The organism is Schlegelella aquatica, from assembly GCF_026013905.1.
Classification (GTDB): Bacteria; Pseudomonadota; Gammaproteobacteria; order Burkholderiales; family Burkholderiaceae_C; genus Caldimonas; species Caldimonas aquatica.
The window spans coordinates 2,490,713-2,513,083 of the sequence record NZ_CP110257.1 but is presented as its reverse complement, the minus strand read 5'-3'; the positions used below and the strand labels follow the sequence as shown (position 1 = coordinate 2,513,083).

Here is a 22,371-nt window from a genome sequence, read left to right as displayed (position 1 = left end):
ATAAAGACAAGCAAGGATTCCCCATGAGCCACTTTCTGGACCGACTGACCTTCTTCTCGCAGCCCAAGGAGCGGTTTGCCGACGGCCACGGCGTGACCACCGGCGAAGACCGCAGTTGGGAGGACGGCTATCGCCACCGCTGGCAGCACGACAAGGTGGTGCGTTCGACGCACGGCGTCAACTGCACCGGCTCGTGCTCGTGGAAGATCCACGTCAAGGGCGGGATCGTGACGTGGGAGACGCAGCAGACCGACTACCCGCGCACCCGGCCCGACCTGCCCAACCACGAGCCGCGCGGCTGCGCCCGCGGCGGGAGCTACAGTTGGTACCTCTACAGCGCCAACCGCGTGAAGTACCCGATGGTGCGCGGGCGGCTGCTCAAGCACTGGCGGGCGGCGCGCGCGGTGCTGGGGCCCGTCGACGCGTGGGCGAGCATCGTCGAGGACGACGCCAAGCGCCGTGACTACCAGAGCAAGCGCGGGTTGGGCGGCTTCGTGCGCTCCAGCTGGGACGAGGTCAACGAGATCGTGGCCGCGGCCAACGCCTACACGATCAAGAAGTACGGCCCGGACCGCATCATCGGCTTCTCGCCGATTCCGGCCATGTCGATGGTGTCGTACGCGGCCGGCTCTCGGTACCTGTCGCTCATCGGCGGCGTGTGCATGAGCTTCTACGACTGGTACTGCGATCTGCCGCCGTCCAGCCCGCAGACCTGGGGCGAGCAGACCGACGTGCCGGAGTCGGCCGACTGGTACAACTCCACCTACATCATCGCCTGGGGCTCCAACGTGCCGCAGACGCGCACGCCAGACGCCCACTTCTTCACCGAGGTGCGCTACAAGGGCGCCAAGACGGTGGCCGTCACGCCGGACTATGCCGAGGTCAGCAAGCTGGCGGACCTGTGGCTGCACCCCAAGCAAGGCACCGACGCCGCGATGGCGATGGCGATGGGTCACGTCATCCTCAAGGAGTTCTACTTCCAGAACAAGTCGGCGTACTTCGACGACTACGCGCGCCGTTATACCGATTTGCCGATGCTCGTGCAGCTGGAGGAGCAGACGCTTGCCGACGGTCGGCGCGTGCTCGTGGCCGGCCGCTACGTGCGCGCCAGCGACTTCAACGGCAAGCTGGGCCAGCAGAACAACCCCGAGTGGAAGACGGTGGCCTTCGACGAGCAGGGCAAGGTCGTGCTGCCCAACGGCAGCATCGGTTTTCGCTGGGGCCCGGAAGGGCGCGACGACGCAGGCAAGTGGAACCTCGAAGCGAAGGAGGCGCGCCACGGGCACGACGTGAAGCTCAAGCTCTCGGCGCTCGAGGGCCGGCAGGCCACGGAGGTGGTCGATGTCGGCTTCCCGTACTTCGGCGGGGTCGCGTCGCCCCAGTTCCAGGCCAACGACCAAGGCAGCGACGTGCTGGTGCGCAAGGTGCCGGCCGTGCGCATCACTCTCGGCAAGGAAGGTGAGCAGCGCGAAGCCCTCGTGGCGACGGTGTTCGACCTGCTCGCCGCTCATTACGGCATCGACCGCGGTTTGGGCGACGACTGCCCCGAGAGCTACGACGACGACAAGCCCTACACGCCCGCCTGGCAGGAGCGCATCACCGGTGTCAAGCGCGAGCTGGTGGTTCGCGTGGCGCGCGAGTTCGCCGACAACGCCGACAAGACGCACGGCAAGTCCATGGTGATCATCGGCGCGGCGATGAACCACTGGTACCACAGCGACATGAACTACCGCGGCATCATCAACATGCTGATGCTGTGCGGATGCATCGGTCAAAGCGGCGGCGGCTGGGCGCACTACGTGGGCCAGGAAAAGCTGCGGCCGCAAACGGGCTGGACGGCGCTGGCGTTCGCGCTCGACTGGATCCGCCCGCCGCGCCAGCAGAACTCCACCAGCTTCTTCTACGCGCACACCGATCAATGGCGCTACGAGCGCCTGGGCGTGGACGAGGTCCTCTCGCCGCTAGCCGACCGCGCGCGCTTCGCGGGCAGCATCATCGACTACAACGTGCGCGCCGAGCGCATGGGGTGGCTGCCTTCTGCACCGCAGCTCAAGACCAACCCGCTGCAGGTGGTGCGCGACGCGCAGGCCCGCAACATGGACCCGAAGGAGTACGTCGTGCAGGCGCTCAAGAGCGGCGCGCTGCAGATGAGCTGCGAGGACCCGGACGATCCGGCCAACTGGCCGCGCAACATGTTCGTCTGGCGCTCCAACATCCTCGGTTCCTCCGGCAAGGGCCACGAGTACTTCCTCAAGCACTTGCTGGGCACGAGCCACGGCGTGCAGGGCGAGGAACTGGGCCGCGGTGAGCCGAAGCCTCAGGAAGTGAAGTGGCACGACCGGGCACCGCAAGGCAAGCTCGACCTGTTGGTGACGCTCGACTTCCGCATGAGCACGACGTGCCTGTACTCCGACATCGTGCTGCCCACGGCCACCTGGTACGAGAAGAACGACCTCAACACCAGCGACATGCATCCGTTCATCCACCCGCTATCGACCGCGGTGGACCCGGCGTGGCAGTCGCGCAGCGACTGGGAGATCTACAAGGGCTTCGCCAAGAAGTTCAGCGAGGTATGCGTGGGCCATCTCGGCGTCGAGAAGGAGGTGGTGCTCACGCCGCTGATGCACGACACCCCCGCCGAGTTGGCGCAGCCGTTCGGTGTGGCCGAGTGGAAGAAGGGCGAGATCGACCTGATCCCCGGCAAGACCGCGCCGCAGATCACCGTCGTCGAGCGCGACTACCCCAACACCTACAAGCGCTTCACGGCCCTGGGTCCGCTGATGGACAAGCTGGGCAACGGCGGCAAGGGCATCGGCTGGAACACGCAGGACGAGGTGCGCGAGTTGGCCGAGCTCAACGGTACGGTGACCGAGCCGGGGCCCACGCAAGGGCGCCCGCGCATCGACAGCGACATCGACGCGGCCGAGGTGGTGCTGATGCTGGCGCCTGAGACGAACGGCCACGTCGCGGTCAAGGCGTGGGAGGCCTTGTCCAAGGCCACCGGCCGCGAGCATGCGCACCTGGCCTTGCACCGCGAAGACGAGAAGATCCGCTTCCGCGACATCCAGGCCCAGCCGCGCAAGATCATCAGCTCGCCGACCTGGTCCGGCCTGGAGAGCGAGAAGGTCAGCTACAACGCCGGCTACACCAACGTGCACGAGCTGATCCCCTGGCGCACGCTGACGGGCCGGCAGCAGTTCTACCAGGACCATCCCTGGATGCGCAGCTTCGGCGAGGGCTTCGTGGCGTACCGCCCGCCGGTGGACTTGAAGACGATCCACGACGTGATCGGACGCAAGCCCAACGGCGAGAAGGAGGTGGTGCTCAACTTCATCACACCGCACCAGAAGTGGGGCATCCACTCCACCTACAGCGACAACCTCATCATGCTCACGCTCAATCGCGGCGGGCCGGTAGTGTGGCTGAGCGAGGCGGACGCCAAAGCCGCGGGCATCGAGGACAACGACTGGATCGAGCTGTTCAACACGAACGGAGCGATCGCAGCGCGCGCCGTGGTGAGCCAGCGCGTGAACCCCGGCATGGTGATGATGTACCACGCCCAGGAGAAGATCGTGAACACCCCGGGCAGCGAGATCACCGGCTTGCGCGGCGGCATCCACAACTCCGTGACGCGCGTGGTGCTCAAGCCCACCCACATGATCGGCGGCTACGCGCAGCTGTCCTACGGCTTCAACTACTACGGGACCATCGGCACCAACCGGGACGAGTTCGTCGTCGTGCGCAAGATGAAGAAGATCGACTGGATGGACGACGAGCCGGTCGCGACAACCGGGGCGGTCTGAGGGAACAAGGAGTCAGAACATGAAAGTACGTGCTCAGATCGGCATGGTGCTGAACCTGGACAAGTGCATCGGCTGCCACACCTGCTCGGTCACCTGCAAGAACGTGTGGACGAGCCGGCCCGGCATGGAGTACGCCTGGTTCAACAACGTCGAGACCAAGCCCGGCATCGGCTACCCCAAGGAGTGGGAGAACCAGGACAAGTGGAACGGCGGCTGGGTGCGCAAGGCCGACGGCAGCATCGAGCCGCGGCAGGGCGGCAAGTGGAAGCTGCTCATGCGCATCTTCGCCAACCCCAACCTGCCGCAGATCGACGACTACTACGAGCCCTTCACCTTCGACTACGACCACCTGCAATCGGCCCCCGAGATGCGGGCGTCGCCGACGGCGCGGCCGCGCAGCCTCATCACCGGCAAGCGGATGGAGAAGATCGAGTGGGGCCCCAACTGGGAGGAGATCCTGGGCGGCGAGTTCAGCAAGCGCAGCAAGGACAAGAACTTCGACGAGGTGCAAAAGGACATCTACGGCCAGTTCGAGAACACCTTCATGATGTACCTGCCGCGCCTGTGCGAGCATTGCCTCAATCCGGCGTGCGTGGCCTCGTGTCCCTCCGGCAGCATCTACAAGCGTGAGGAAGACGGCATCGTCCTGATCGACCAGGACAAGTGCCGCGGCTGGCGCATGTGCGTCTCGGGCTGCCCCTACAAGAAGATCTACTACAACTGGCAGACGGGCAAGGCCGAGAAGTGCATCTTCTGCTATCCCCGCATCGAGGCGGGCCAGCCCACCGTGTGCTCTGAGACGTGCGTCGGTCGCATCCGCTACCTGGGCGTGCTGCTCTACGATGCCGACCGCATCGAACAGGCGGCCAGCACCGAGCATGACCGCGATCTGTACCAGGCGCAGCTGGACATCTTCCTGGACCCGAACGATCCGAAGGTGATCGAGCAGGCGCGGGCCGACGGCATCCCCGAGGCCTGGTTGGAGGCCGCGAGGAAGAGCCCGGTGTACAAGATGGCGGTGGACTGGAAGGTCGCGCTGCCGCTGCACCCGGAGTACCGCACGTTGCCGATGGTCTGGTACGTGCCGCCGCTGTCGCCCATCACCTCGGCCGCACATGCCGGGCAGATCGGCATCAACGGCGAGATCCCCGACGTCAGCGAACTGCGCATCCCCGTCAAGTACCTGGCGAACCTGTTGACTGCCGGTGATACGGCCCCGGTCGTGCGCGCCTTGGAGCGCATGCTCGCGATGCGGGCCTACCAGCGCGGCCGCCACGTCGAAGGCCGCGAGAACCTGGCAGCCCTCGAGCAGGTGGGCCTCACGGTGGACGAGGTGAGTGAGATGTACCAGACGATGGCGATCGCCAACTACGAGGACCGTTTCGTCATTCCGTCCACGCACCGCGAGTACGCCGAGAACGCCTTCGACCTGAAGGGCGGCTGCGGCTTCTCGTTCGGCAACGGGTGCTCCGACGGGGCCAGCGAAGCGAGCCTGTTCGGCAACGGAAAGAAGCGCACCATCCCCATCAAGGTGGGCGCCTGACGCGCCGCGGCGCACAGGAAAGGAGCGGCCATGTTCCAGCATCTGCTCGTTCCAGTTGACGGCAGCGAGATCGCGGCTCGCGCGATGCAGGTGAGCATCGAGCTGGCACGCAAGCTCGGTGCCTCGATCACCGGCTTCATCGTCGAGCCGCCCGCGCCGCCGCCGCCGCCCGCGCAGCGGCCGGTGCGGTATCTCGACACCCTGGAGCAGCACGAACGTCGCATCACCGAACATGCGCGCGACGTGCTCGCCGGCTTCGAGGCCCGTGCGCGGGCCGCCGGCGTCCCGTTTCAGGGCCGCACGGCGTGCACCGGGTTGGTGGAGGAGGCCATCGTCGAGACGGCCCAGCGTGAAGGCTGCGACCTGATCGTGATGGTCACCCACGGGCGGCATGGCTGGTCCGAGCTGCTCCATGGATCGCATACCAAAGGCGTGCTGACCCGCAGCCGGCTGCCGCTCTTGGTGCTGCATTGAAGGACAAGACATGAAGACAAGCACTGCCGCACAGCCGCTGACATGGCGCGTGCTCGCCAGGCTGCTGTGCTACCCCGATGCCGCGTGGCGCGAGGCGCTGCCGGCCTTGGCCGCGCAACTGCGCGCCGAACCCGCGCTCGCGGCACGCCGGCGCTCTGCGTTGCTGGAGCTCGTCGAGGAGCTCGCCGCGGCCGATCCCTACGAGGTCGAAGCGGCGTACGTGGAGCTGTTCGATCGCGGCCGCGCCACGGCGTTGCACCTGTTCGAGCACGTGCACGGCGAGTCGCGCGACCGGGGCATGGCGATGGTCGACTTGCGCGCGACGTACGCGCAAGCCGGTCTCGAGCTGCAGGCCCACGAACTGCCCGACTACCTGCCGGTGGTGTTGGAGTTCCTCTCGACCCAGCCTCCCGAGATCGTGCGGGGTTTCGTTGCCGAGGTCGGCCACATCCTGAATGCCTTGCACGGGGCCCTGGTTCAGCGCAAGAGCCGCTATGCCGAGGTCGTCGCCGCTGCGCTCGAGCTGGGCGGCCAGGAGGTGGCGGCCGTGAGCGCCCGGGCCACCTACGCCGACGAGCCGATGGACGCCGCCTGGGAAGAGCCGGAAGCCTTTGGCGGCTGCTCGTCGCGCGGCCAGTCGCGCCCCGAGCAGGCCCAGCCTGTCCATATCGTCCGCCGCGCACCCCAGGGCGGCACCACCTCCACCTCCTTCGTGTCCGGGAGCTGAGATGAGCACCTTCGAACGTTTCCTCTTTGGCATCTATCCGTACATCGCGCTGACGGTGTTCCTTTTCGGCAGCCTGGTGCGCTTCGATCGCGAGCAGTACACGTGGCGCAGCGAATCGAGCCAGCTGTTGCGCACCGGCATGCTGCGCTGGGGGTCGAACCTCTTTCACATCGGCATCATCGGCTTGTTCTTCGGTCACTTTGTGGGCATGCTCACACCCAAGGCCGTGTTCAACGCGCTGGGCGTGACCGCCGCTCAGAAGCAGGTGCTGGCGGTGGTGGTGGGCGGCATCCTGGGCGCCATGTGCCTCGCGGGCCTGCTCCTGCTCGTCGTGCGCAGGCTCTCGGACCCGCGCATCCGCGCCACCTCGCGGCCGATGGACTTCATCGTGCAGTTCTGGATCCTGGCCACGCTGCTGCTCGGGTTGTCGACGCTGCCGCTGTCGCTCGCCCACCGCGACGGGGCCACGATGCTGCAACTGATGAACTGGGCCCAGTCCATCGTGACCTTCCAGCCCGATGCGGCCTCGCACCTCCAAGGCGTGTCCAGGCTCTTCAAGGCGCACATGTTCATGGGCATGACGCTGTTCGCGATCTTCCCGTTCAGCCGCCTCGTGCACGTGTGGAGCGGATTCGCCTCGGTGGGCTATGTGCTGCGTCCGTATCAGGTGGTGCGCAGCCGCCGGGCCGGCGCGCGCTGAAGGGGCCGGACATGGGCATCGATCTCGATGTGCCGGCCGTGCCCCGCGTGAACGGGGTGCCGATCGCCGAGGCCGGCGAAACGCCGCCGCAGGAGGAGTTGCGCCAGCGCGCGTGCACGGAGTTGCTGCGCCAGGCGGCGCAGGCGCGAGGGTACCTGGACCGCGATGACCCGCCCCTTGTGCAAGGGGTGCCGACGGAAGCAGCCTCCATCGCGATCGAGCGCTTGCTCGACGACACGCTCACGGTGCCCGAGCCTTCCGAGGAGGCCTGCCGCCGCTACTACGAGGCCCACCGGGCGCACTTCCGCCAGGGCGAGCGGGTGCATGCGCGCCACATCCTGTACGCCGTGGTGCCCGGGGTGGACGTGAAGGCACTGCGTTTGCAGGCGGAGCAGGTGCTGCTGGACGTTCGTACCGACCCCACCCGGTTCGCCGAGGCCGCGGCCGCCCATTCCAATTGCCCGAGCGGGGCCGCGGGCGGCGAGCTCGGATGGCTGGAGCGGGGCGACTGCGTGCCGGAGTTCGCACAGGCCTTGTTCGGCCAGCCCGAAGTGGGGGTGCTGCCACGCCTGGTGCACAGCCGTTTCGGCTTGCACGTGGTGGAGGTGCTGGCCCGCGAGCCGGGCGAGACGCTGCCCTACGAGCAGGTGCGCGCCGGCGTCGCGCGGGCGTTGCAGCAGCAGAGCTACGCGACGGCGTTGCGCCAGTACCTGAGCCTCCTGGCTGCCGAGGCCGAGCTCGAGGGGGTGGAACTCGCCGGCGCGACCAGTCCCCTGGTTCAGTGAGACCCACATGGACGACCTGCTGGTGCGGCTGCGCCGCTTCCACGACGAAAGCTTCCCGAACTACCAACGGCGCTTCGAGGAGCTGGTGGAGCAGGGGCAGCATCCGACCACGCTCTTCATCGGCTGTTCCGACTCACGGCTCGTGCCGTACATGCTGACGGGCGCGGGGCCTGGGGAGCTCTTCATCGTGCGCAACGTCGGCGCGCTCGTGCCCCCTCACGACGGGGCGCACGGCTGGCACGGCACGGCGGCCGCGATCGAGTTCGCGGTGCTCAACCTCGGCGTGCGCGACATCGTCGTGTGCGGGCATTCGCATTGCGGCGCCATGCGTGCCCTCTACGAGGGCGTGCCGGAAGAAGCCCGGCACCTGCACGAATGGCTCGAACTCGCCCGCGAGGCCGCGCTGCCGGTGTGCCTGGAGGACCCGCAGGCCCATGGCCCGCGGCAGGAGGTGTTGAGGCGCACCGAGCAGCGCGCCATCGTGCTGCAACTCGAGCGCCTGATGAGCTACCCCATGGTCAGCCGCCGTGTGGACGAGCGGCGTCTTGCCCTGCATGGTTGGCACTACGTGATCGAAGAGGGCGAGGTGTACGTGTTCGACGTGCATTCCGGGCGCTTCCTGCCCGCCTCGCAGGCGCCTCACAGCGGCACCGGGCCGTATCCGGCGCCCCCCTCCGACGGCGACCTCCCCGGGCTGTCCGAGGGCGCGGCGGTCGGCAAGGCGCCGGAGGGCGGGGCCCGGACGGATGCAGCGCCCCGGGCCGCGGGGCAGCCAATAGGCGGCGCCTCAGCGGCTGGTGATGGAGAGCCGTCCTCAGGGGCGGGATGCGGCTGTTGCGACCGTCCCCGGTCATAGCCCCCACCGCTCGCCCCACCCCAGGAGTGTCGCCACGCCGAGGAGCGCCATCACCAGCGCCGCCAGGGCGTGAATGAAGCGCACCGGCAGCTGATGCGACATGCGGTCGCCGAGCAGCACGGCCGGAACGTTGGCGATCATCATGCCGAGCGTCGTTCCCGCGACCACCGGGATGAAGGCGGCGAACTGCGCCGCCAGGGCGACGGTGGCGATCTGGGTCTTGTCCCCCATCTCGGCGAGGAAGAAGGCGAGGAAGGTGGTGCCGAACACGCCGAACCGCGGGCGCTCCGCGCCTTCGGCCGCTTCGAGCTTGTCGGGAACGAGCATCCACACCGCCATCACGAGGAACGAGACGCCGAGCACCCAGCGCAGCCATTGCGGCCCCAGCCAGGACGTGATCCACGCTCCGAGCGCGCCCGCTCCGGCGTGGTTGAGGAGGGTCGCAGCGAAGATGCCGAGGATGATCGGGGCGGGCCGGCGAAACCGGGCCGCGAGCAGCAACGACAGCAGCTGGGTCTTGTCGCCGATTTCGGCGAGGGCCACCACACCGGTGGAGACGATGAGAGATTCCATCCAAGCAGTCCGGGGCCGGTGGCAGACGATCGACCGCTCGCACGCCGGCCCGATCCCGTGCGTGAGCGGTCAAAGGTCTTGCCAGGTCCGCGGGACCGCCTGCGCCATGCCTGCCCGGCCCTCGGTGCGGCCGCCGTGGTCGGCCCGCGCTCGGGGGGATGTCGGGCGAGCAAGTATGTTGACGCAGGCTCCTCGTCGCCAGGGGGGGCGAGGAGGCGGCTACTCCCCAATGACGGGCTGCAGTGTACCAGCCCCTTGCCGGCGCGCTCAGCCACGGGCCTCGCGGGCATGGCATTTGCTGAACGCGGAATGCCGCTTGCGGTGCGGTCCCACGAAACGTCTTCTGCCATGGCTCTCCTTCACACCCTCGCCCCGTCCGTCACGGAGCAGATCCGAGCGGACCACGCGCATGCGTTGGCCACCTTCCATCAGTTCCGCGCGGACATGCCGGCCGAGCGCAAGCAGGCGTTGGTGCGCAATGTGTGTCTCGCCGTGGAGATCCACGCGGACCTCGAGGAGGAGATCTTCTACCCGGCCATGCGTGAGCTCGGCCCGGACTCCGAATTGGTCGCCAAGAGCTTCCCCGAGCACGACCACATGCGGCTCGCCATCACGCGCCTGCGCAGCATGGCGGCCAGCGAGCCCGACTACGACAAGACGTTCCTCGACTTGATGCGCGACGTGCTGCACCACGTGGCCGATGAGGAGACGACCTTGCTGCCCGCCGCCGAACGGCTGCTGCCCGAGCGGCTGGGCGAACTGGGTTTGCGAATGGCCCGACGCCGGGTCGAACTGACGGCCCAGCGCGCCGGCGAGCTGGGAGCCACGGCCTGGCAAGCGCTGCCCGAGAGCGCGGTCGGCGCGGCGACCGCTGCCTGGCATGCCGGCACCCAATGGGCCGGGCGTATGACCTCGTCGTGGTGGCGACGCCGCTGAAGGGGCCCGCGCTTCAGCGCCGGTAGTCGACGGCGCAAGCGGCCGCCAGGGCTTCCGCCGTGCGTTCGGGGCATTGCCGGCCTTGGCAGGCCTGCCATGCGGCACGTGCCCATTCGTGCACCGCATCCCGGGGCGCTCCCATGCGGGCGCGCAGCCGTGCGGCGCACCGTTCGATCCACCGGCGTTGCTCCTGGCGCTCTTTCATCACGTGTGCTCCTCGTCGTGTCATCGATGCGATGGAGACCATCGTAGCGACGAGGGCCGCGATGCGCACTTCGCGCATGCCTGTCGGCGATGTCAGTGTTCGCCTACAGGCCGGGCGGCGCCGCGCCAAGCCGGGCGGCTAGCTGGCCACCGGCTGCTGGGTCCAGAGGATGGCCTGCTCCTGCGCGTAGCGGGCCGCAGCCTCGGCGCTTTCGAAGCGGCCGGTGAAGCGAATCACGCGATCGCAGCTGGCCAGCCCTTGGCCGGAGCGGATCGAGACGGAGGCGCGATAAGTGCCGTCGTCCAGGGCCTTGACCAGGGGCGAGATGCGGTACTTGCCGATCACCAGGGTGTGATTGCTGCTCATGTTGTCCTCGTGGTGTGCAGGGGGCGTCGGTGACGCCAGCGGCAGGGGTGGAGCAAACCATATGCCCACACGGGGCCGCGGCGTTCGTCGGCGCCCGGGCGGGGCGCTTCCCAAGGGGCGCCGGCCCCCCGGCGGGGCGGTCGGCAGCGTCCGGCCCCATGGGTTAGCATCCTTTGCAACCACACGAGATTGCCTGCCATGACGACCCACTCTCCCCACTCTGCCGCCGATGAAGGCGTGCCCGTGTCGGTGCGCATTCGTGAGCGCCTGAAGGCGGCGCACCGCCGATTCCATGCCAACGACAACATCTCCGACTTCATCCGGCCGGGCGAGCTGGAGCAGCTGCTCGACGAGGTGCAGGGCAAGATCGCCGGTGTGCTGGAGAGCCTGGTCATCGACACCGAGAGCGACCACAACACCCAGGACACGGCGCGGCGAGTGGCCAAGATGTACCTGCACGAGGTGTTCAAGGGACGCTATGCCAAGATCCCGGCGGTCACCGAGTTTCCCAACGTCGAGCGTCTGAACGAGCTGATGATCGTCGGGCCGGTGACGGTGCGCAGCGCCTGCTCGCACCACTTCTGCCCGATCATCGGCAAGCTGTGGATCGGCGTCATGCCGAACGAGCACTCCAACCTCATCGGCCTGTCGAAGTACGCGCGGTTGGCCGAGTGGATCATGAGCCGCCCCCAGATCCAGGAAGAAGCGGTCACGCAGGTGGCCGATCTGCTGCAGGAGAAGATGCAACCGGACGGCCTGGCCATCGTGATGGAGGCCGATCATTTCTGCATGCAGTGGCGCGGCGTCAAGGACATGGGCTCCAAGATGGTCAACAGTGTCATGCGCGGCGCGTTCCTCAAGGACGCCAACCTGCGTCGGGAGTTCCTCGCGCTGCTCAACCAACGAAGGGATTGACGCCATGCTCATCCGTCTGCTCTACGCGAGCCGCGCCGCCGAGGCGCTCACGCAGGAAGTGATCGAATCCATCCTGGCGCAGTCTCGCGAACACAACCCCGCCCTGGGCATCACCGGCATCCTGTGCTGGAGCGGCGACATCTTCATGCAGGTGCTCGAAGGGGGCCGCGAGGCGGTCAACCACCTCTACAACGAGATCGTGCGCGATCCACGCCACCGCGACGTGACCCTGCTCCACTACCAAGAGATCAGCGAGCGGCATTTCGCCGGCTGGACGATGGGTCAGGTCAACCTCTCGAAGGTCAACCCGTCGCTGCTGCTCAAGTACTCGGAGAAGCCGACGCTGGACCCCTATGCGGTGTCGGGCCGGGCCTCGCTGGCGCTGCTCGAAGAACTGATCGCCACCGCCTCGATCATCGGGCGCTGTTGAGGACGAGGCGCCAGAGCCGGGGTGCCGGAGCGCAGGCGGCCGCGGCCGGGCACTTCCCCCGGCTGGGGGCGGGGTGAGCCTGTGCCGCGACCAGCGCCCGTCTCAGCGCCCGCCTCAGCGCCCGAACAGCCCCTTGATGACGTCGCCCACCCCCTGCACGACGCCCCCGACGCTCACGCCCAGGCTTTCGGCCAGCCCGGATGCGATCTTGGTGGCGACGTTCTCGTTGAGCGAGAAATCGGGGTCGTCCAGGCGGCCCTCGAGTGTGAAGTCGAGGTCGATGCGACCGTTCTTGCTCATGGCCGCCACGACCGCCTGCCGGGGCACCCCGGCGAAGGTGCCGAGCACGCCGCCCGAAGCGTTGAGCTCCAACCCGGTGAGCGTGACATGGCCGGGCGCGTTCAGCCGTTCCTGCCTCACGGTGGCCTGCATGCGCAGGTCCAGGCTGCCCCGCTTGACGCCTGCCTCGGTCACCTTGAGCAAGTAGGGCTGCAGCGCGACCAGATCGACGCCGCGCAGGTCGGTATGCAAGCGCACCTCGCGCCTTCCGAAGACCGCCTCCCCGCTGAGATGGACGCGACCGTCGCGCTGCACGCCCTTGAGCACGCCGTCCATTCGCAGGCCGGTGGTGCTGTCCAGTCGCGGCAGGTCGAGCGGGCCCACGCGCGCATCCAGTCGCTCCAGCCGCAGCTTGAGCGCAGGGCGGCGCACCGATGCGTCGAAGAACTCCAACGCGCCGCCCACCCATCGCACTTCACCGAGGTGCACGGCCACCGCCTGGCCCTGCGCCCCGCCGGCGGTGCGCCCGCTGTCGAGCAAGGCGGGCAGTACCTTCAGCCGGCCGTCGCGGGTGCGCAGCAGACTCACGTAGCCGTCCTCGATCTCGACCCGGCGGATGCGCACCGTTGCGCTGAGCAGGCTGCGCAGATCCGGCACCACGACCACGCGCTCGGCGCGAAGCTCGTCCTCGGCGGGCCACGCCGTCGGGCCCTGCCGTGCCGCGCGGATGCGCAGATGCCGCACCTCGACGGCCTGCCAGCCGACGACGATCTCGCCCACCTCGCTGCGCGGACCGAGGGCCGTCTGCAGTTGGTCGTGCAGTTCGCGCACGGCCAGCCGCCAACCGACGGCCAACAGCACACCGAGCACGGCCAGGATCGCGGCCGAGCCCAGGAGCGCTCGCGCGAGCCGTGGGCGGCGCGCGCAGGCAGCGGCAGGGGAAGAGGGCACGGATGGAGGCAAGGGTTCGGGCATGGGTCGCACCGGAACTCGAACGACGGCGACGGACGGCAGAAGGCGCGGGCCGGCGGCGGCCGCGGAAGCAGCGATCATAGGGGTTGCGGCCCAGGCCGACGTGCTGCCTGCGGGTGCCGACCGGGCGGGCGCTGCACTTTTTCACCCGGAACCCGTCGTCGATCTGCATGAACGCGTGTGCACCTCCTTTCCCGTCCGCCCGCGTGGCGGGGGTCGATTTCACCAGCCGGCCCACACGTCGCAAGCCGATCACCGTGGCCTGCGGCGAGCTGGAAGGCGGCGCGGTGCGTCTGCACACGCTGGAGCGGCTGCCGGACGAGGCGTCGTTCGCCAGGTGGCTGGCCACGCCCGGCCCGTGGGTCGCGGCGCTCGACTTCCCCTTCGGGCTGCCGCGCGAGCTGGTGGTTCACCTGGGCTGGCCGACACACTGGCGCCCGTTGATCGAGCACTATCGCGGCCTGGACCGAGACGAGATCCGCGCGACCTTCGCCGCCTTCTGTGCGGCGCGGCCGGCGGGCGCCAAGTTCGCGCACCGCGCGTGCGAGGCATCGGCCGGCTCCTCGCCGTCGATGAAGTGGGTCAACCCGCCGGTCGCGCTCATGCTCCATGCCGGCGCGCCGGCCCTGCTCGACGCCGGCGTCCATCTGCCCGGCCTTCACGAAGGTGACCCGGCGCGCGTGGCGCTGGAAGGCTACCCTGGGCTGCTCGCGCGCGAGCTCGTCGGGAACCGAAGCTACAAGGCCGACGACAAGGCGCGGCAAACACCCGAGCGGCTGATCGCGCGCAAGGACATCGTCGAGGCGCTGGAACAGGGGCGCACCCGGCTGGCACTGCGGCTGCGGCTCACGCACGCGCAGCGCGAGGCGCTGGTGGACGAAGCGATGGGCGACCTGTTGGACGCCGTGCTCTGCATGATGCAGGCCGCCTGGGCGGCACGGCAGCCGCGGTGGGGCCAGCCTGCCGAGATCGACCCACTGGAAGGCTGGATCGCCAGCGCGTGAGGGCGGGGCAGGGCGCGGATCAGCGCGGGTTGCGCTTGCGCGGCTGCACGCGCACCCCGTCGTGCACGTTGGGCGGCGGGTACACGATGACCTGCTCTGCCTCGTCCAGCCCCTGGCGCACCCAGGCGTGCACGCCATTGCGACCGCCCACCTCCACCGTGCGCAGCAAGGCGCGACCGTCGCGCAGGGTGAAGGCGGCCATGCGCCCGGGCTGCTCCGGATGCGGGAACACCGCACTCACGGGCACCAGCAGCGCATCGGGCACGGATTGCGCCACGAGCCGCACCCCCACGCGGTAGCCGTCGCCCAGCGCGGCGCGCTCGGCCGGCGAAGAGGCCAGCTCGAGCAGCACCTCGACGCGCTGTTCTTCCACGCCGAGGGCCGACACCTTGGTGAAGGCGCCGGGCTCGACGCGCTTCACACGCGCCTCGAGCACCTGAGGGCCGCCCCAGCGCTCGATGCGCGCCGGCATGCCGGGCTGCACCTGCACCGCGTCGGACGTCAGCAACTCCGCCACGATCTCCAGGTCGGCGGTGTCGCCCAGTTCCATCAGGGGCGTGCCGAGGGCGACGACGCCCTCGCTCGTCTGGGGCACGCGCAGCACCTGCGCCGCGATCGGCGAGCGCACCTCGAACAGCCGGCCGGGGGCCGGGTCGCCGGGCTGCGTCGCCCGCACCGCGGCCCGCGCCTGCGCCAGCAGGTGCCGGGCCGTCTCGAGTTCCTGCGCGGCGGCAGCCTGTTCGCGCAGGGCAGCTTCCCGGGTCAGGCGCGCCGAGGTCAGGCGGCTCTCCGAGATGAAGCCCTGCTGCGCCAGGGCCTGGTTGCGCTGCCATTCGTCCTCGGCCTGGCGCTGCCGCACCTGCGCGAGCTGCGCGCGCGCGCCGGCCGCGCGCACCTGGGCCTCGGCCGCCCCGACGCGCTCGCGCAGCTCGGCGAGGGTGCGAGCGTCGAGCATCGGCGCCAGGGTCGGGGCGAGCCGCGCGACCACCTGCTGCGCCTCGACCCGGTCGCCCTCGCGCAGGGTGATGCGCTCCAGGCGGCCCGCCAGCGGCGCAGCCACGACATAACGGTCGCGCACGCGGGTCTTGCCATCCTCGTCGATCGTGCGCTCGAACAAGCCCCGCTGCACGGTGGCGAGTTCGACGGCTTGGGGTCGCGGTGCGAAGGCCCAGGCGAGCACCGCCACGACGCTCGCTGTCACTGCCGCGGCGATGAGCAGGCGTTTGGTGTTCATCGTTTCTTGATTCTTCTTCATTCACGGGTTTTGAGAGCCGCCACCATGTCGAGCCGGTCGATGCGGCGGCGCACCACGAGCGCGCTGGCCAGGCCGGCGGCCACCACGCACACCGCCGCCCAGGCGTAGGTGCGGGGCAGGATGACGACCGGAAAGTGAAACTGGTCGGACTTGAGGGCCTCGGCCACGGCGTGGGTCAGACCCAGCCCGAGCAGCATGCCCAAGGGCAGGGCCACCGCGATGCCGATCGCCATCTCGCCGAGCAGCAGCGACGACACTTCCGCCCGGCTGAAACCCAGCACCCGCAGGCTCGCCAGCTCCCAGGTGCGCTCGGCCAGGGCGATGCGGGCGTTGTTGTAGACCACGCCGACCGCGATGACACTGGCGAAGATGGTGAGCACCGTGCTCATCAGCCGGATGTTGCGGGCGCTGACTTCCTGCATGTTGCGCAACAGACTGGCCTTGCTGAAGGTGCCCACGACGCGGGGCACGCCTTTGAGCGCCTGCAGCAACTGCGCCTCACGACCGCGCTCGACGGCGAGCGAGTACTGCGAGGCGATGCGGCCTTCACGCAAGGCGCGGTTCAGTGCATGGCGGTTCATGTAGGCGTTCAGGCCCATCATCTCCTGCACCGTGGCGACCACCGTCAGCTCCAGCTGCGGGCGGCTGCCCTCGATCGCCTCGACGAGCACACGGTCGCCCACCCGCACCCCCAGCTTGGCGGCCAGCCGGTCGGTGAGCAGCAGCCCCTCCTCGGGCACCGGCACTTCGCGGCCGTCCACGCCGACCACGCGGCGGAGCTCGGCCGGAGTCTCGTAGCCTTGGATGGAGCCTCGTTCGCTGCGATGGCCGTGCACGAACCGCACCGCCAGGTCGCGCCCCGGCTCGACGGCGATCACACCGGGCAGCCGCGCGAGCTCGTGGCGGGCCGACTCGTCGGTGATCTCGGCCATCCAGACGATGACGTCGCTGCGCAGGACCCGGTTGAACTGCGAATCGACGATGTAGTCGATGGCGTCCCGCACGAAATTGCCCATCACGATGATGGCGACGGCCGCTGCCACGCCTCCGATGGACAGCCCCGTGCGCACCGGCCGCCGCTCCATCTGGCGCAGGATCATCGTCAGCGCGGGGGGCAGCCCTCGCAGGCCCAGTCGTTCCACCAGCGTGCGCCGGTAGCGTCCGGGCGCGGGGGGGCGCATGGCCTCGGCCGGCGAGAGCCGCACGGTGGCCGCGATGGCGTGCAGCGCGCCGGCCACCGAGGTCAGGACCGTCAACCCGACGCCGGTCACGACGAGCCACGGCGCCAGGCGATGCTCCATCGAGGGGAAGTGGAAGAACTCCGCGTACAGCCGGGTGAAGGCGCCGCCCAGCCAGTCGCCCACCGCGATGCCGAGCACGATCCCCCACCCGACGATCACCATGACGAAGCGCAGGTAGTGGCCCGCGATCCGGATGTTCGGATAGCCGAGCGCCTTGAGCGCTGCGATCTGTTCGCGCTGGGTCGAGACCATGCGCGAGACCACGACGTTGAGAAGGAAGGCCGCCACGCCGAGAAAGATCGCCGGCAGCACCGTGCCGAGGACGCGCTGCTCCTTGATCTCGGCGTCCAGCATCGCGTGCGAGGGCTGGTCCTCCCGGCCCACCGCCTCGCGTGCGCCGTAGCGCTCCAGCGCTCGCGTGAGCCGGTCGGCCACGGCGCGTTCGCTGGCGCCCGGCGCGAGCTTGACCGCCACCTGGTTGAAGGCTCCCTCCATGTCGTAGGCCGCGTCCAGCGCACTGCGGTCCACCCAGAAGACGCCGAAACTGCGCTGGTCCGGCATCCCGGACAGCCCGGCGAAGATGTACTCGGGCGAGACGGCGATGCCGGCGACCCACAGCGCGCGGCGTTTGCCGTTGAGCAAGGCGGTCAGGCGCGAGCCGGGGCGCAGCCCTCGGCCGGTGGCGAAGCCCTCGGAGACCAGCACGGCCAGCGCGCCTTCCAGGCTGTCGCCCTCCACGGCGTCGAGCCCCCGCCCCTGGCGCACGACGACCTGATTCATGCGGCGCGGCAGGCGCGGGTCGATGCCGATCAGGCGCCCCAGCATCGGGTCGACCACGCCCTCGATCTCCAGCCGCACCACCTGCTCGTGCGAGGTCTGCACGTCGGCCACGCCGGGCAGCGTGTGCAGCGTCTGCGCCATGGACTGCGGCGCGCGCTTGAGCGACGCGAACACGTCGGCGAAGCGGCCGCTGGCGTAGAAGCTCTCGCGGGCCGCCGCGAGCGAGTCGACCGCGCTCAGGCTCGTGAGGAACCCCGCAATGCCGCTCGCCACCACCAGCGCGACCGTCAGCGCCTGGCTCCACATCAGGCGCAGATCGCGCCACAGCTTGCGGTCCAGCGCCTTCATGCCGGTCTCACCACGACAGCTCGGCCGGCGAGATCTTGTGGGCGTTGACGTCCACGCGTTGAATGCGTCCGTCGGCGAGCACCACCACCCGATCGGCCATGCCCGAGATGGCCGCGTTGTGCGTGATGACGATGGCGGTCGTGCCCAGCTCCTGGTTGATACGCGCGATCACGTCGAGCACCAGCTTGCCGGTCTGGTAGTCGAGCGCGCCCGTCGGTTCGTCGCACAGCAACACCTCGGGCCGCTTGACGATGGCCCGCGCGATCGCCACGCGCTGCTGCTCGCCGCCGGACAGTTGCGAGGGGAAATGGTCGCGCCGAGAGCCGAGGGCGACCAGGTCCAGGGCTTCGTCCACCGGCATCGGGTCGGGCACGATGTCGGTCACCAGCTGCACGTTCTCGCGCACCGTGAGGCTGGGGATGAGGTTGTAGAACTGGAACACGAAGCCCACGTGCTCGCGGCGGTAGCGCGTGAGCTCGGTCTCGTCGGCGTCGGTGAGGCGCTGCTCGCCGAAATACACCTCGCCGGCCGAGGGCACGTCCAGCCCGCCGAGGATGTTGAGGAGCGTGGACTTGCCGCTGCCCGAGGCTCCCAACAGCACGATGAACTCGCCGCGAAAGACATCGAGGTCGATGCCGCGCAGCGCGTGCACCTCCACCTCGCCCGTCCGGTACACCTTGGTCACGGCGTGCACACGGAACAGGGGAGCGCCGGGGGTCGGGGGCATGGCGCCATGGTGCCCGCCCACGCGGCCACCGGGTTGACGAACATCAAGACCGGGTGCGACCTTCATAATCGGCGTCGATGGACGATGCTTCGCATCCCGCCGAGGGGTGGTTCCGCGAGCAGGGTTGGCAGCCGTTCGACTTTCAGCGCGCCGTCTGGCACGCGATGCTGGAGGGCGACAGCGGCTTGCTGCACGCCACCACCGGCGCCGGCAAGACCTATGCCGTGTGGTTCGGCGCACTGCTGCGCCAGTTGACGCGCGGCGCCGAGGGCAGCCGCGGCTTGCGCGTGCTGTGGATCACGCCGATGCGCGCGTTGGCTGCCGACACGGTGCGCGCGCTCGAGCGCCCGGTGCCGGCCTTGGGCTTGGGCTGGCAGGTGGGTCTGCGCACGGGCGACACCCCGGCCGGCGAGCGGGCCCGCCAAGACCGGCATTGGCCTGCGGCACTGGTGACGACGCCCGAGTCGCTCAGCCTCATGCTCACCCGCGAGCACGCGCGCGCCGAGCTGAGTGGCGTCGATGCCGTCATCGTGGACGAATGGCACGAGCTGCTCGGCAACAAGCGCGGCGTGCAGGTGCAACTGGCACTCGCCCGGCTGCGGCGCTGGAATCCCGGCCTGCTGACCTGGGGGCTCAGCGCCACGCTCGGCAACCTCGAGCAGGCGATGCACGTGCTGCTCGGCAGCCCGCACGGCCGTCTCGTGCAGGGGCGGGTGGACAAGGCCTTGGTCATCGACACGCTGATGCCGGCCGAGCCCGGCCGCTTCTCGTGGGCCGGCCACCTCGGCGCGCAGATGCAGCAGCCGGTGGTCGAGGAGATCGACCGCGCCCCGACCACGCTCGTCTTCACCAACACCCGGTCCCAGGCCGAGATCTGGTACCAACTCCTGCTCGAAGCGCGGCCGGACTGGGCCGGCCTCGTCGCGCTGCATCACGGCTCGATCGACAAGGACGCGCGCGAATGGGTGGAGCTCGGGCTCAAGGAAGGTCGGCTCAAGGCGGTGGTGGCCACCTCGTCGCTCGACCTCGGCGTGGACTTCCTGCCCGTCGAGCGGGTGTTGCAGATCGGCTCCGCGAAAGGGGTGGCGCGCCTGCTGCAACGCGCGGGGCGCAGCGGTCATGCACCCGGGCGCGCGAGCCGCGTCACGCTCGTGCCCACGCACACGTTGGAACTCATCGAGGCGGCCGCGGCGCGACGTGCCGCGCTCGCCGGGCGCATCGAGAAACGCGCGTCGCCCGACAAGCCGCTGGACGTGCTGGTGCAGCACCTCGTCACCGTGGCGCTCGGCGGCGGCTTCCGGGCCGACGAGTTGTTCGACGAAGTGCGCACCGCCTACGCTTACCGCCATCTCACGCGCGAGGAGTTCCTCTGGGTGCTGCGCTTCGTCGAACAAGGCGGCGACAGCCTGCATGCCTATCCCGAGTACCACCGGGTGCGGCAAGTCGACGGCGTGTACCGCGTGACCGACCGGCGCACCGCGATGCGGCACCGCCTGCAGGTGGGCACCATCGTGGGCGACGCGACGATGCAGGTGAAGTGGCTGTCCGGCGGCAAGATCGGCACCATCGAAGAGAGCTTCATCGCCCGGCTGCGCCGGGGGGACTGCTTTCTCTTCGGCGGGCGGATGCTGGAGTTCGTGCGCGTGCAGGACATGGCCGCCTACGTCCGCAAGCCCGAGCATCGCCGCGCGGGCGCGGTGCCGCGCTGGAACGGCGGCAAGATGCCGTTGTCCAGCGAGTTGGCCGATGCCGTGCTCGAGCTGCTCGAGGCGGTCGATCGCGGCCAGTACCTCGACCCGGAACTGCAGGGCGCGCGACCGATGCTCGAGACGCAACGTGCGCTGTCGCGCCTGCCCACCCCCGGCACGCTCCTCGTGGAGCGCTTGCGTTCGCGCGAAGGGGTGCACCTGTACCTCTACCCCTTCGCGGGCCGCCATGTGCACCTCGGGCTCGCGAGCCTGCTGGCCTGGCGGCTCGCCAAGGACCGGCCGCGCACCTTCAGCATTTCCGTCAACGACTACGGCTTCGAACTCCTGAGCGCGCAGGAGACGGACCTCGCGCCGGTGTACGACAAGCGCGTCTTCACCACCGACCAACTGCTGGAGGACGTGCTGGCCAGTCTCAACTCCTCGGAGCTCGCCGAGCGGCGTTTTCGCGAGATCGCCCGGGTCGCCGGCCTGGTGTTCGTGGGCTACCCCGGCGCGCCGAAGAGCATGAAGCAGTTGCAGGCGTCGAGTTCGCTCTTCTACGAAGTGTTTCGCAAGTACGATGCGGGCAATCTGCTGCTCTCGCAGGCCGAGCGCGAGGTGTTGAGCCAGGAGCTGGACATCGCGCGACTGCGCGACAGCCTGGAACGCATGGCCGGCCAGCGCATCGAAGCGGTGGAGTTGCGGCACCCCAGCCCCCTGTGCCTGCCGCTAATGGTGGAGCGTTTTCGCGAACAATTGTCGACCGAGAAGCTCGGCGAGCGGCTCGAGCGCATCGTACGCGACGCCACGCGCGCGCTGGAGGCCGCCCCGACAGCAAAGACCCGATCCGCATGACCCGATTGCGCAAGATCCTTCGTGTCGCCAACACCACGCGGCTGGCGACCTACCTCATCGCGCTGTGGAAGCTCTTCAAGCATCCCCAGACGCCCCGGCTCGCGAAGTGGACGGCCGTGGCCGTGCTCGCCTACGCCGTGAGCCCGATCGACTTGGTGCCCGACTTCATCCCGGTGCTGGGCCAGCTCGACGATCTGGTGCTCATCCCGCTGGGCATCGCGCTCGTCGTGCGCCTCACGCCGCCACCGCTGTGGCAGGCGCGTCTGGCCGAGGCCGAGCGCTCGCGCGACCAGTTGCCGCGGCTGCTGTGGGGCGCTGTGTTCATCGTCTTGCTCTGGGCGGTGCTGCTGGCCGTGGCGATATGGGCCATCGCGCGCGCATGGGGCGCATGAAGGGCGCCCGCACGAGGGCCGCCGCGCTGCTGGCGTGGGTGGTCGCCTGCGCCGCGTGGCTGCCGCTGCCTGCCGCGGCGGCCTGGCTCGCGACCGTGGAGCGGGTGAGCGACGGCGACACGCTCTGGGTCCGCTCGCTGGCCGAGGAGCACCGGTTGGTGAAGCTCAGGCTCTTGGACGTGGACGCGCCCGAACGCTGCCAGCCGTGGGGCGAGGAGGCGACGCAGGCGCTGCGCGCTCACGTGCTGGGGCGACCGGTGCGCGTCGAGCCCGTGGGGCGGGACGTCTATCGCCGTGTGCTCGCGCGCGTGCAGGTGGAGGGCGAGGACCTGGGCGCGTGGCTGGTGATGCAAGGCCACGCCTGGAGCGTGGGGCCCGGCGGGTACGCCGGCGGCGCCTACCGGCAGCTGGAACACGAGGCCCGCGCCGCGGCCCGCGGCCTGCACGGCGAGCGCGACCCGATGAGGCCGGTGGTGTTCCGCCGCTGGCACGGGCCCTGTTGAGCCCCTCGCGTGCG

At 69.4% G+C, this 22,371-nt stretch carries 20 protein-coding genes, 1 pseudogene and 1 riboswitch; of the genes and pseudogenes, 14 read left to right on the top strand and 7 right to left on the bottom strand.

Annotated elements, in window-relative coordinates; translation table 11 throughout:
* Positions 1-23: 23 nt before the first annotated feature.
* The 7 genes and pseudogenes from OMP39_RS11425 to OMP39_RS11395 all read left to right on the top strand — a co-directional run.
* Entirely contained in the window at positions 24-3,803 is a 3,780-nt protein-coding gene (locus OMP39_RS11425) for a nitrate reductase subunit alpha (protein WP_264891849.1), read from the top strand.
* 19 nt (positions 3,804-3,822) lie between these two features.
* Positions 3,823-5,346 carry a nitrate reductase subunit beta gene (gene narH / locus OMP39_RS11420; RefSeq protein WP_264891848.1) on the top strand — a complete coding sequence of 508 codons (1,524 nt, stop codon included), beginning with the start codon at positions 3,823-3,825 and terminating at the stop codon, positions 5,344-5,346.
* 30 nt (positions 5,347-5,376) lie between these two features.
* Positions 5,377-5,820, top strand: coding sequence for a universal stress protein (locus OMP39_RS11415; RefSeq protein ID WP_264891847.1), 444 nt, complete (start codon positions 5,377-5,379; stop codon positions 5,818-5,820).
* A 10-nt stretch (positions 5,821-5,830) separates the two neighbouring features.
* A complete protein-coding gene (gene narJ / locus OMP39_RS11410; protein ID WP_264891846.1) occupies positions 5,831-6,547 on the top strand; it encodes a nitrate reductase molybdenum cofactor assembly chaperone in 717 nt (238 codons plus the stop codon).
* 1 nt (position 6,548) lies between these two features.
* Positions 6,549-7,247 carry a respiratory nitrate reductase subunit gamma gene (gene narI / locus OMP39_RS11405; RefSeq protein ID WP_264891845.1) on the top strand — a complete coding sequence of 233 codons (699 nt, stop codon included), beginning with the start codon at positions 6,549-6,551 and terminating at the stop codon, positions 7,245-7,247.
* 11 nt (positions 7,248-7,258) lie between these two features.
* Positions 7,259-8,032 carry a peptidylprolyl isomerase gene (locus OMP39_RS11400; protein WP_264891844.1) on the top strand — a complete coding sequence of 258 codons (774 nt, stop codon included), beginning with the start codon at positions 7,259-7,261 and terminating at the stop codon, positions 8,030-8,032.
* A 7-nt stretch (positions 8,033-8,039) separates the two neighbouring features.
* Positions 8,040-8,720: pseudogene (locus tag OMP39_RS11395) on the top strand (carbonic anhydrase); the annotation flags it as partial.
* A 162-nt stretch (positions 8,721-8,882) separates the two neighbouring features.
* Here OMP39_RS11395 and OMP39_RS11390 read toward each other — a convergent pair.
* Complete coding sequence (locus OMP39_RS11390) at positions 8,883-9,461, bottom strand: TMEM165/GDT1 family protein (protein ID WP_264891843.1); 579 nt, start codon at positions 9,459-9,461, stop codon at positions 8,883-8,885.
* A gap of 51 nt (positions 9,462-9,512) precedes the next feature.
* A riboswitch (yybP-ykoY riboswitch) is annotated at positions 9,513-9,701 on the bottom strand.
* Between the two features lie 108 nt (positions 9,702-9,809).
* Here OMP39_RS11390 and OMP39_RS11385 point away from each other — a divergent pair.
* Positions 9,810-10,397, top strand: a complete 588-nt coding sequence (locus OMP39_RS11385) for a hemerythrin domain-containing protein (protein ID WP_264891842.1) — start codon at positions 9,810-9,812, stop codon at positions 10,395-10,397.
* A 13-nt stretch (positions 10,398-10,410) separates the two neighbouring features.
* On the opposite strand, the gene OMP39_RS11380 is transcribed toward OMP39_RS11385, so the two are convergent.
* Entirely contained in the window at positions 10,411-10,602 is a 192-nt protein-coding gene (locus tag OMP39_RS11380) for a hypothetical protein (RefSeq protein ID WP_264891841.1), read from the bottom strand.
* A gap of 138 nt (positions 10,603-10,740) precedes the next feature.
* Positions 10,741-10,968 (bottom strand): hypothetical protein, encoded by a 228-nt coding sequence (locus OMP39_RS11375; RefSeq protein WP_264891840.1) that lies wholly within the window; start codon positions 10,966-10,968, stop codon positions 10,741-10,743.
* A 198-nt stretch (positions 10,969-11,166) separates the two neighbouring features.
* Here OMP39_RS11375 and folE point away from each other — a divergent pair, with 198 nt between their 5' ends.
* Both folE and OMP39_RS11365 read left to right on the top strand, forming a co-directional pair.
* Positions 11,167-11,883 (top strand): GTP cyclohydrolase I, encoded by a 717-nt coding sequence (gene folE / locus OMP39_RS11370; RefSeq protein ID WP_264891839.1) that lies wholly within the window; start codon positions 11,167-11,169, stop codon positions 11,881-11,883.
* A gap of 4 nt (positions 11,884-11,887) precedes the next feature.
* Positions 11,888-12,313: a BLUF domain-containing protein gene (locus tag OMP39_RS11365; protein WP_264891838.1), complete on the top strand. Its 426-nt coding sequence runs from the start codon at positions 11,888-11,890 to the stop codon at positions 12,311-12,313.
* Positions 12,314-12,427: 114 nt separating this feature from the next.
* Here OMP39_RS11365 and OMP39_RS11360 read toward each other — a convergent pair whose 3' ends face one another.
* A complete protein-coding gene (locus OMP39_RS11360; protein WP_264891837.1) occupies positions 12,428-13,543 on the bottom strand; it encodes a DUF748 domain-containing protein in 1,116 nt (371 codons plus the stop codon).
* 191 nt (positions 13,544-13,734) lie between these two features.
* Between OMP39_RS11360 and OMP39_RS11355 the strand changes: the two genes are divergently transcribed.
* On the top strand, positions 13,735-14,568 hold the full coding sequence (locus OMP39_RS11355) for a DUF429 domain-containing protein (RefSeq protein ID WP_264891836.1): 834 nt from the start codon (positions 13,735-13,737) through the stop codon (positions 14,566-14,568).
* Positions 14,569-14,587: 19 nt separating this feature from the next.
* Here the strand turns inward: OMP39_RS11355 and OMP39_RS11350 are convergent, their stop codons facing one another.
* The 3 genes from OMP39_RS11350 to OMP39_RS11340 are packed head-to-tail and all read right to left on the bottom strand — an operon-like array spanning position 14,588 to position 18,919.
* Positions 14,588-15,802, bottom strand: a complete 1,215-nt coding sequence (locus OMP39_RS11350) for an efflux RND transporter periplasmic adaptor subunit (RefSeq protein ID WP_264891835.1) — start codon at positions 15,800-15,802, stop codon at positions 14,588-14,590.
* A 17-nt stretch (positions 15,803-15,819) separates the two neighbouring features.
* Positions 15,820-18,192, bottom strand: a complete 2,373-nt coding sequence (locus OMP39_RS11345; protein WP_264891834.1) for an ABC transporter permease — start codon at positions 18,190-18,192, stop codon at positions 15,820-15,822.
* A gap of 7 nt (positions 18,193-18,199) precedes the next feature.
* Positions 18,200-18,919 (bottom strand): ABC transporter ATP-binding protein, encoded by a 720-nt coding sequence (locus OMP39_RS11340; protein ID WP_264891833.1) that lies wholly within the window; start codon positions 18,917-18,919, stop codon positions 18,200-18,202.
* Positions 18,920-18,996: 77 nt separating this feature from the next.
* Between OMP39_RS11340 and OMP39_RS11335 the strand changes: the two genes are divergently transcribed.
* Genes OMP39_RS11335 through OMP39_RS11325 form a run of 3 tightly spaced genes read left to right on the top strand, consistent with a single transcriptional unit; the run spans position 18,997 to position 22,357 of the window.
* The gene (locus tag OMP39_RS11335; RefSeq protein ID WP_264891832.1) at positions 18,997-21,462 is read left to right on the top strand and encodes a ligase-associated DNA damage response DEXH box helicase; all 2,466 of its coding nucleotides are present in this window, start codon (positions 18,997-18,999) and stop codon (positions 21,460-21,462) included.
* Complete coding sequence (locus OMP39_RS11330; RefSeq protein WP_264891831.1) at positions 21,459-21,854, top strand: YkvA family protein; 396 nt, start codon at positions 21,459-21,461, stop codon at positions 21,852-21,854. The genes OMP39_RS11335 and OMP39_RS11330 overlap by 4 nt, the downstream gene beginning before the upstream one ends.
* The gene (locus OMP39_RS11325; protein ID WP_264891830.1) at positions 21,851-22,357 is read left to right on the top strand and encodes a thermonuclease family protein; all 507 of its coding nucleotides are present in this window, start codon (positions 21,851-21,853) and stop codon (positions 22,355-22,357) included. The genes OMP39_RS11330 and OMP39_RS11325 overlap by 4 nt, the downstream gene beginning before the upstream one ends.
* Positions 22,358-22,371 lie beyond the last annotated feature (14 nt).

Excerpts from the sequence above, each read along its gene's own strand:
- OMP39_RS11385 (WP_264891842.1), top strand. The coding sequence starts at position 9,810 with ATGGCTCTCCTTCACACCCTCGCCCCGTCCGTCACGGAGCAGATCCGA.
- narH (WP_264891848.1), top strand. The coding sequence starts at position 3,823 with ATGAAAGTACGTGCTCAGATCGGCATGGTGCTGAACCTGGACAAGTGC.
- OMP39_RS11365 (WP_264891838.1), top strand. The coding sequence starts at position 11,888 with ATGCTCATCCGTCTGCTCTACGCGAGCCGCGCCGCCGAGGCGCTCACG.
- narI (WP_264891845.1), top strand. The coding sequence starts at position 6,549 with ATGAGCACCTTCGAACGTTTCCTCTTTGGCATCTATCCGTACATCGCG.
- OMP39_RS11330 (WP_264891831.1), top strand. The coding sequence starts at position 21,459 with ATGACCCGATTGCGCAAGATCCTTCGTGTCGCCAACACCACGCGGCTG.
- OMP39_RS11355 (WP_264891836.1), top strand. The coding sequence starts at position 13,735 with ATGAACGCGTGTGCACCTCCTTTCCCGTCCGCCCGCGTGGCGGGGGTC.
- OMP39_RS11375 (WP_264891840.1), bottom strand. The coding sequence starts at position 10,968 with ATGAGCAGCAATCACACCCTGGTGATCGGCAAGTACCGCATCTCGCCC.
- narJ (WP_264891846.1), top strand. The coding sequence starts at position 5,831 with ATGAAGACAAGCACTGCCGCACAGCCGCTGACATGGCGCGTGCTCGCC.
- OMP39_RS11415 (WP_264891847.1), top strand. The coding sequence starts at position 5,377 with ATGTTCCAGCATCTGCTCGTTCCAGTTGACGGCAGCGAGATCGCGGCT.
- OMP39_RS11345 (WP_264891834.1), bottom strand. The coding sequence starts at position 18,192 with ATGAAGGCGCTGGACCGCAAGCTGTGGCGCGATCTGCGCCTGATGTGG.
- OMP39_RS11350 (WP_264891835.1), bottom strand. The coding sequence starts at position 15,802 with ATGAACACCAAACGCCTGCTCATCGCCGCGGCAGTGACAGCGAGCGTC.
- OMP39_RS11325 (WP_264891830.1), top strand. The coding sequence starts at position 21,851 with ATGAAGGGCGCCCGCACGAGGGCCGCCGCGCTGCTGGCGTGGGTGGTC.
- OMP39_RS11400 (WP_264891844.1), top strand. The coding sequence starts at position 7,259 with ATGGGCATCGATCTCGATGTGCCGGCCGTGCCCCGCGTGAACGGGGTG.
- OMP39_RS11340 (WP_264891833.1), bottom strand. The coding sequence starts at position 18,919 with ATGCCCCCGACCCCCGGCGCTCCCCTGTTCCGTGTGCACGCCGTGACC.
- OMP39_RS11425 (WP_264891849.1), top strand. The coding sequence starts at position 24 with ATGAGCCACTTTCTGGACCGACTGACCTTCTTCTCGCAGCCCAAGGAG.
- OMP39_RS11335 (WP_264891832.1), top strand. The coding sequence starts at position 18,997 with ATGGACGATGCTTCGCATCCCGCCGAGGGGTGGTTCCGCGAGCAGGGT.
- folE (WP_264891839.1), top strand. The coding sequence starts at position 11,167 with ATGACGACCCACTCTCCCCACTCTGCCGCCGATGAAGGCGTGCCCGTG.
- OMP39_RS11380 (WP_264891841.1), bottom strand. The coding sequence starts at position 10,602 with ATGAAAGAGCGCCAGGAGCAACGCCGGTGGATCGAACGGTGCGCCGCA.
- OMP39_RS11390 (WP_264891843.1), bottom strand. The coding sequence starts at position 9,461 with ATGGAATCTCTCATCGTCTCCACCGGTGTGGTGGCCCTCGCCGAAATC.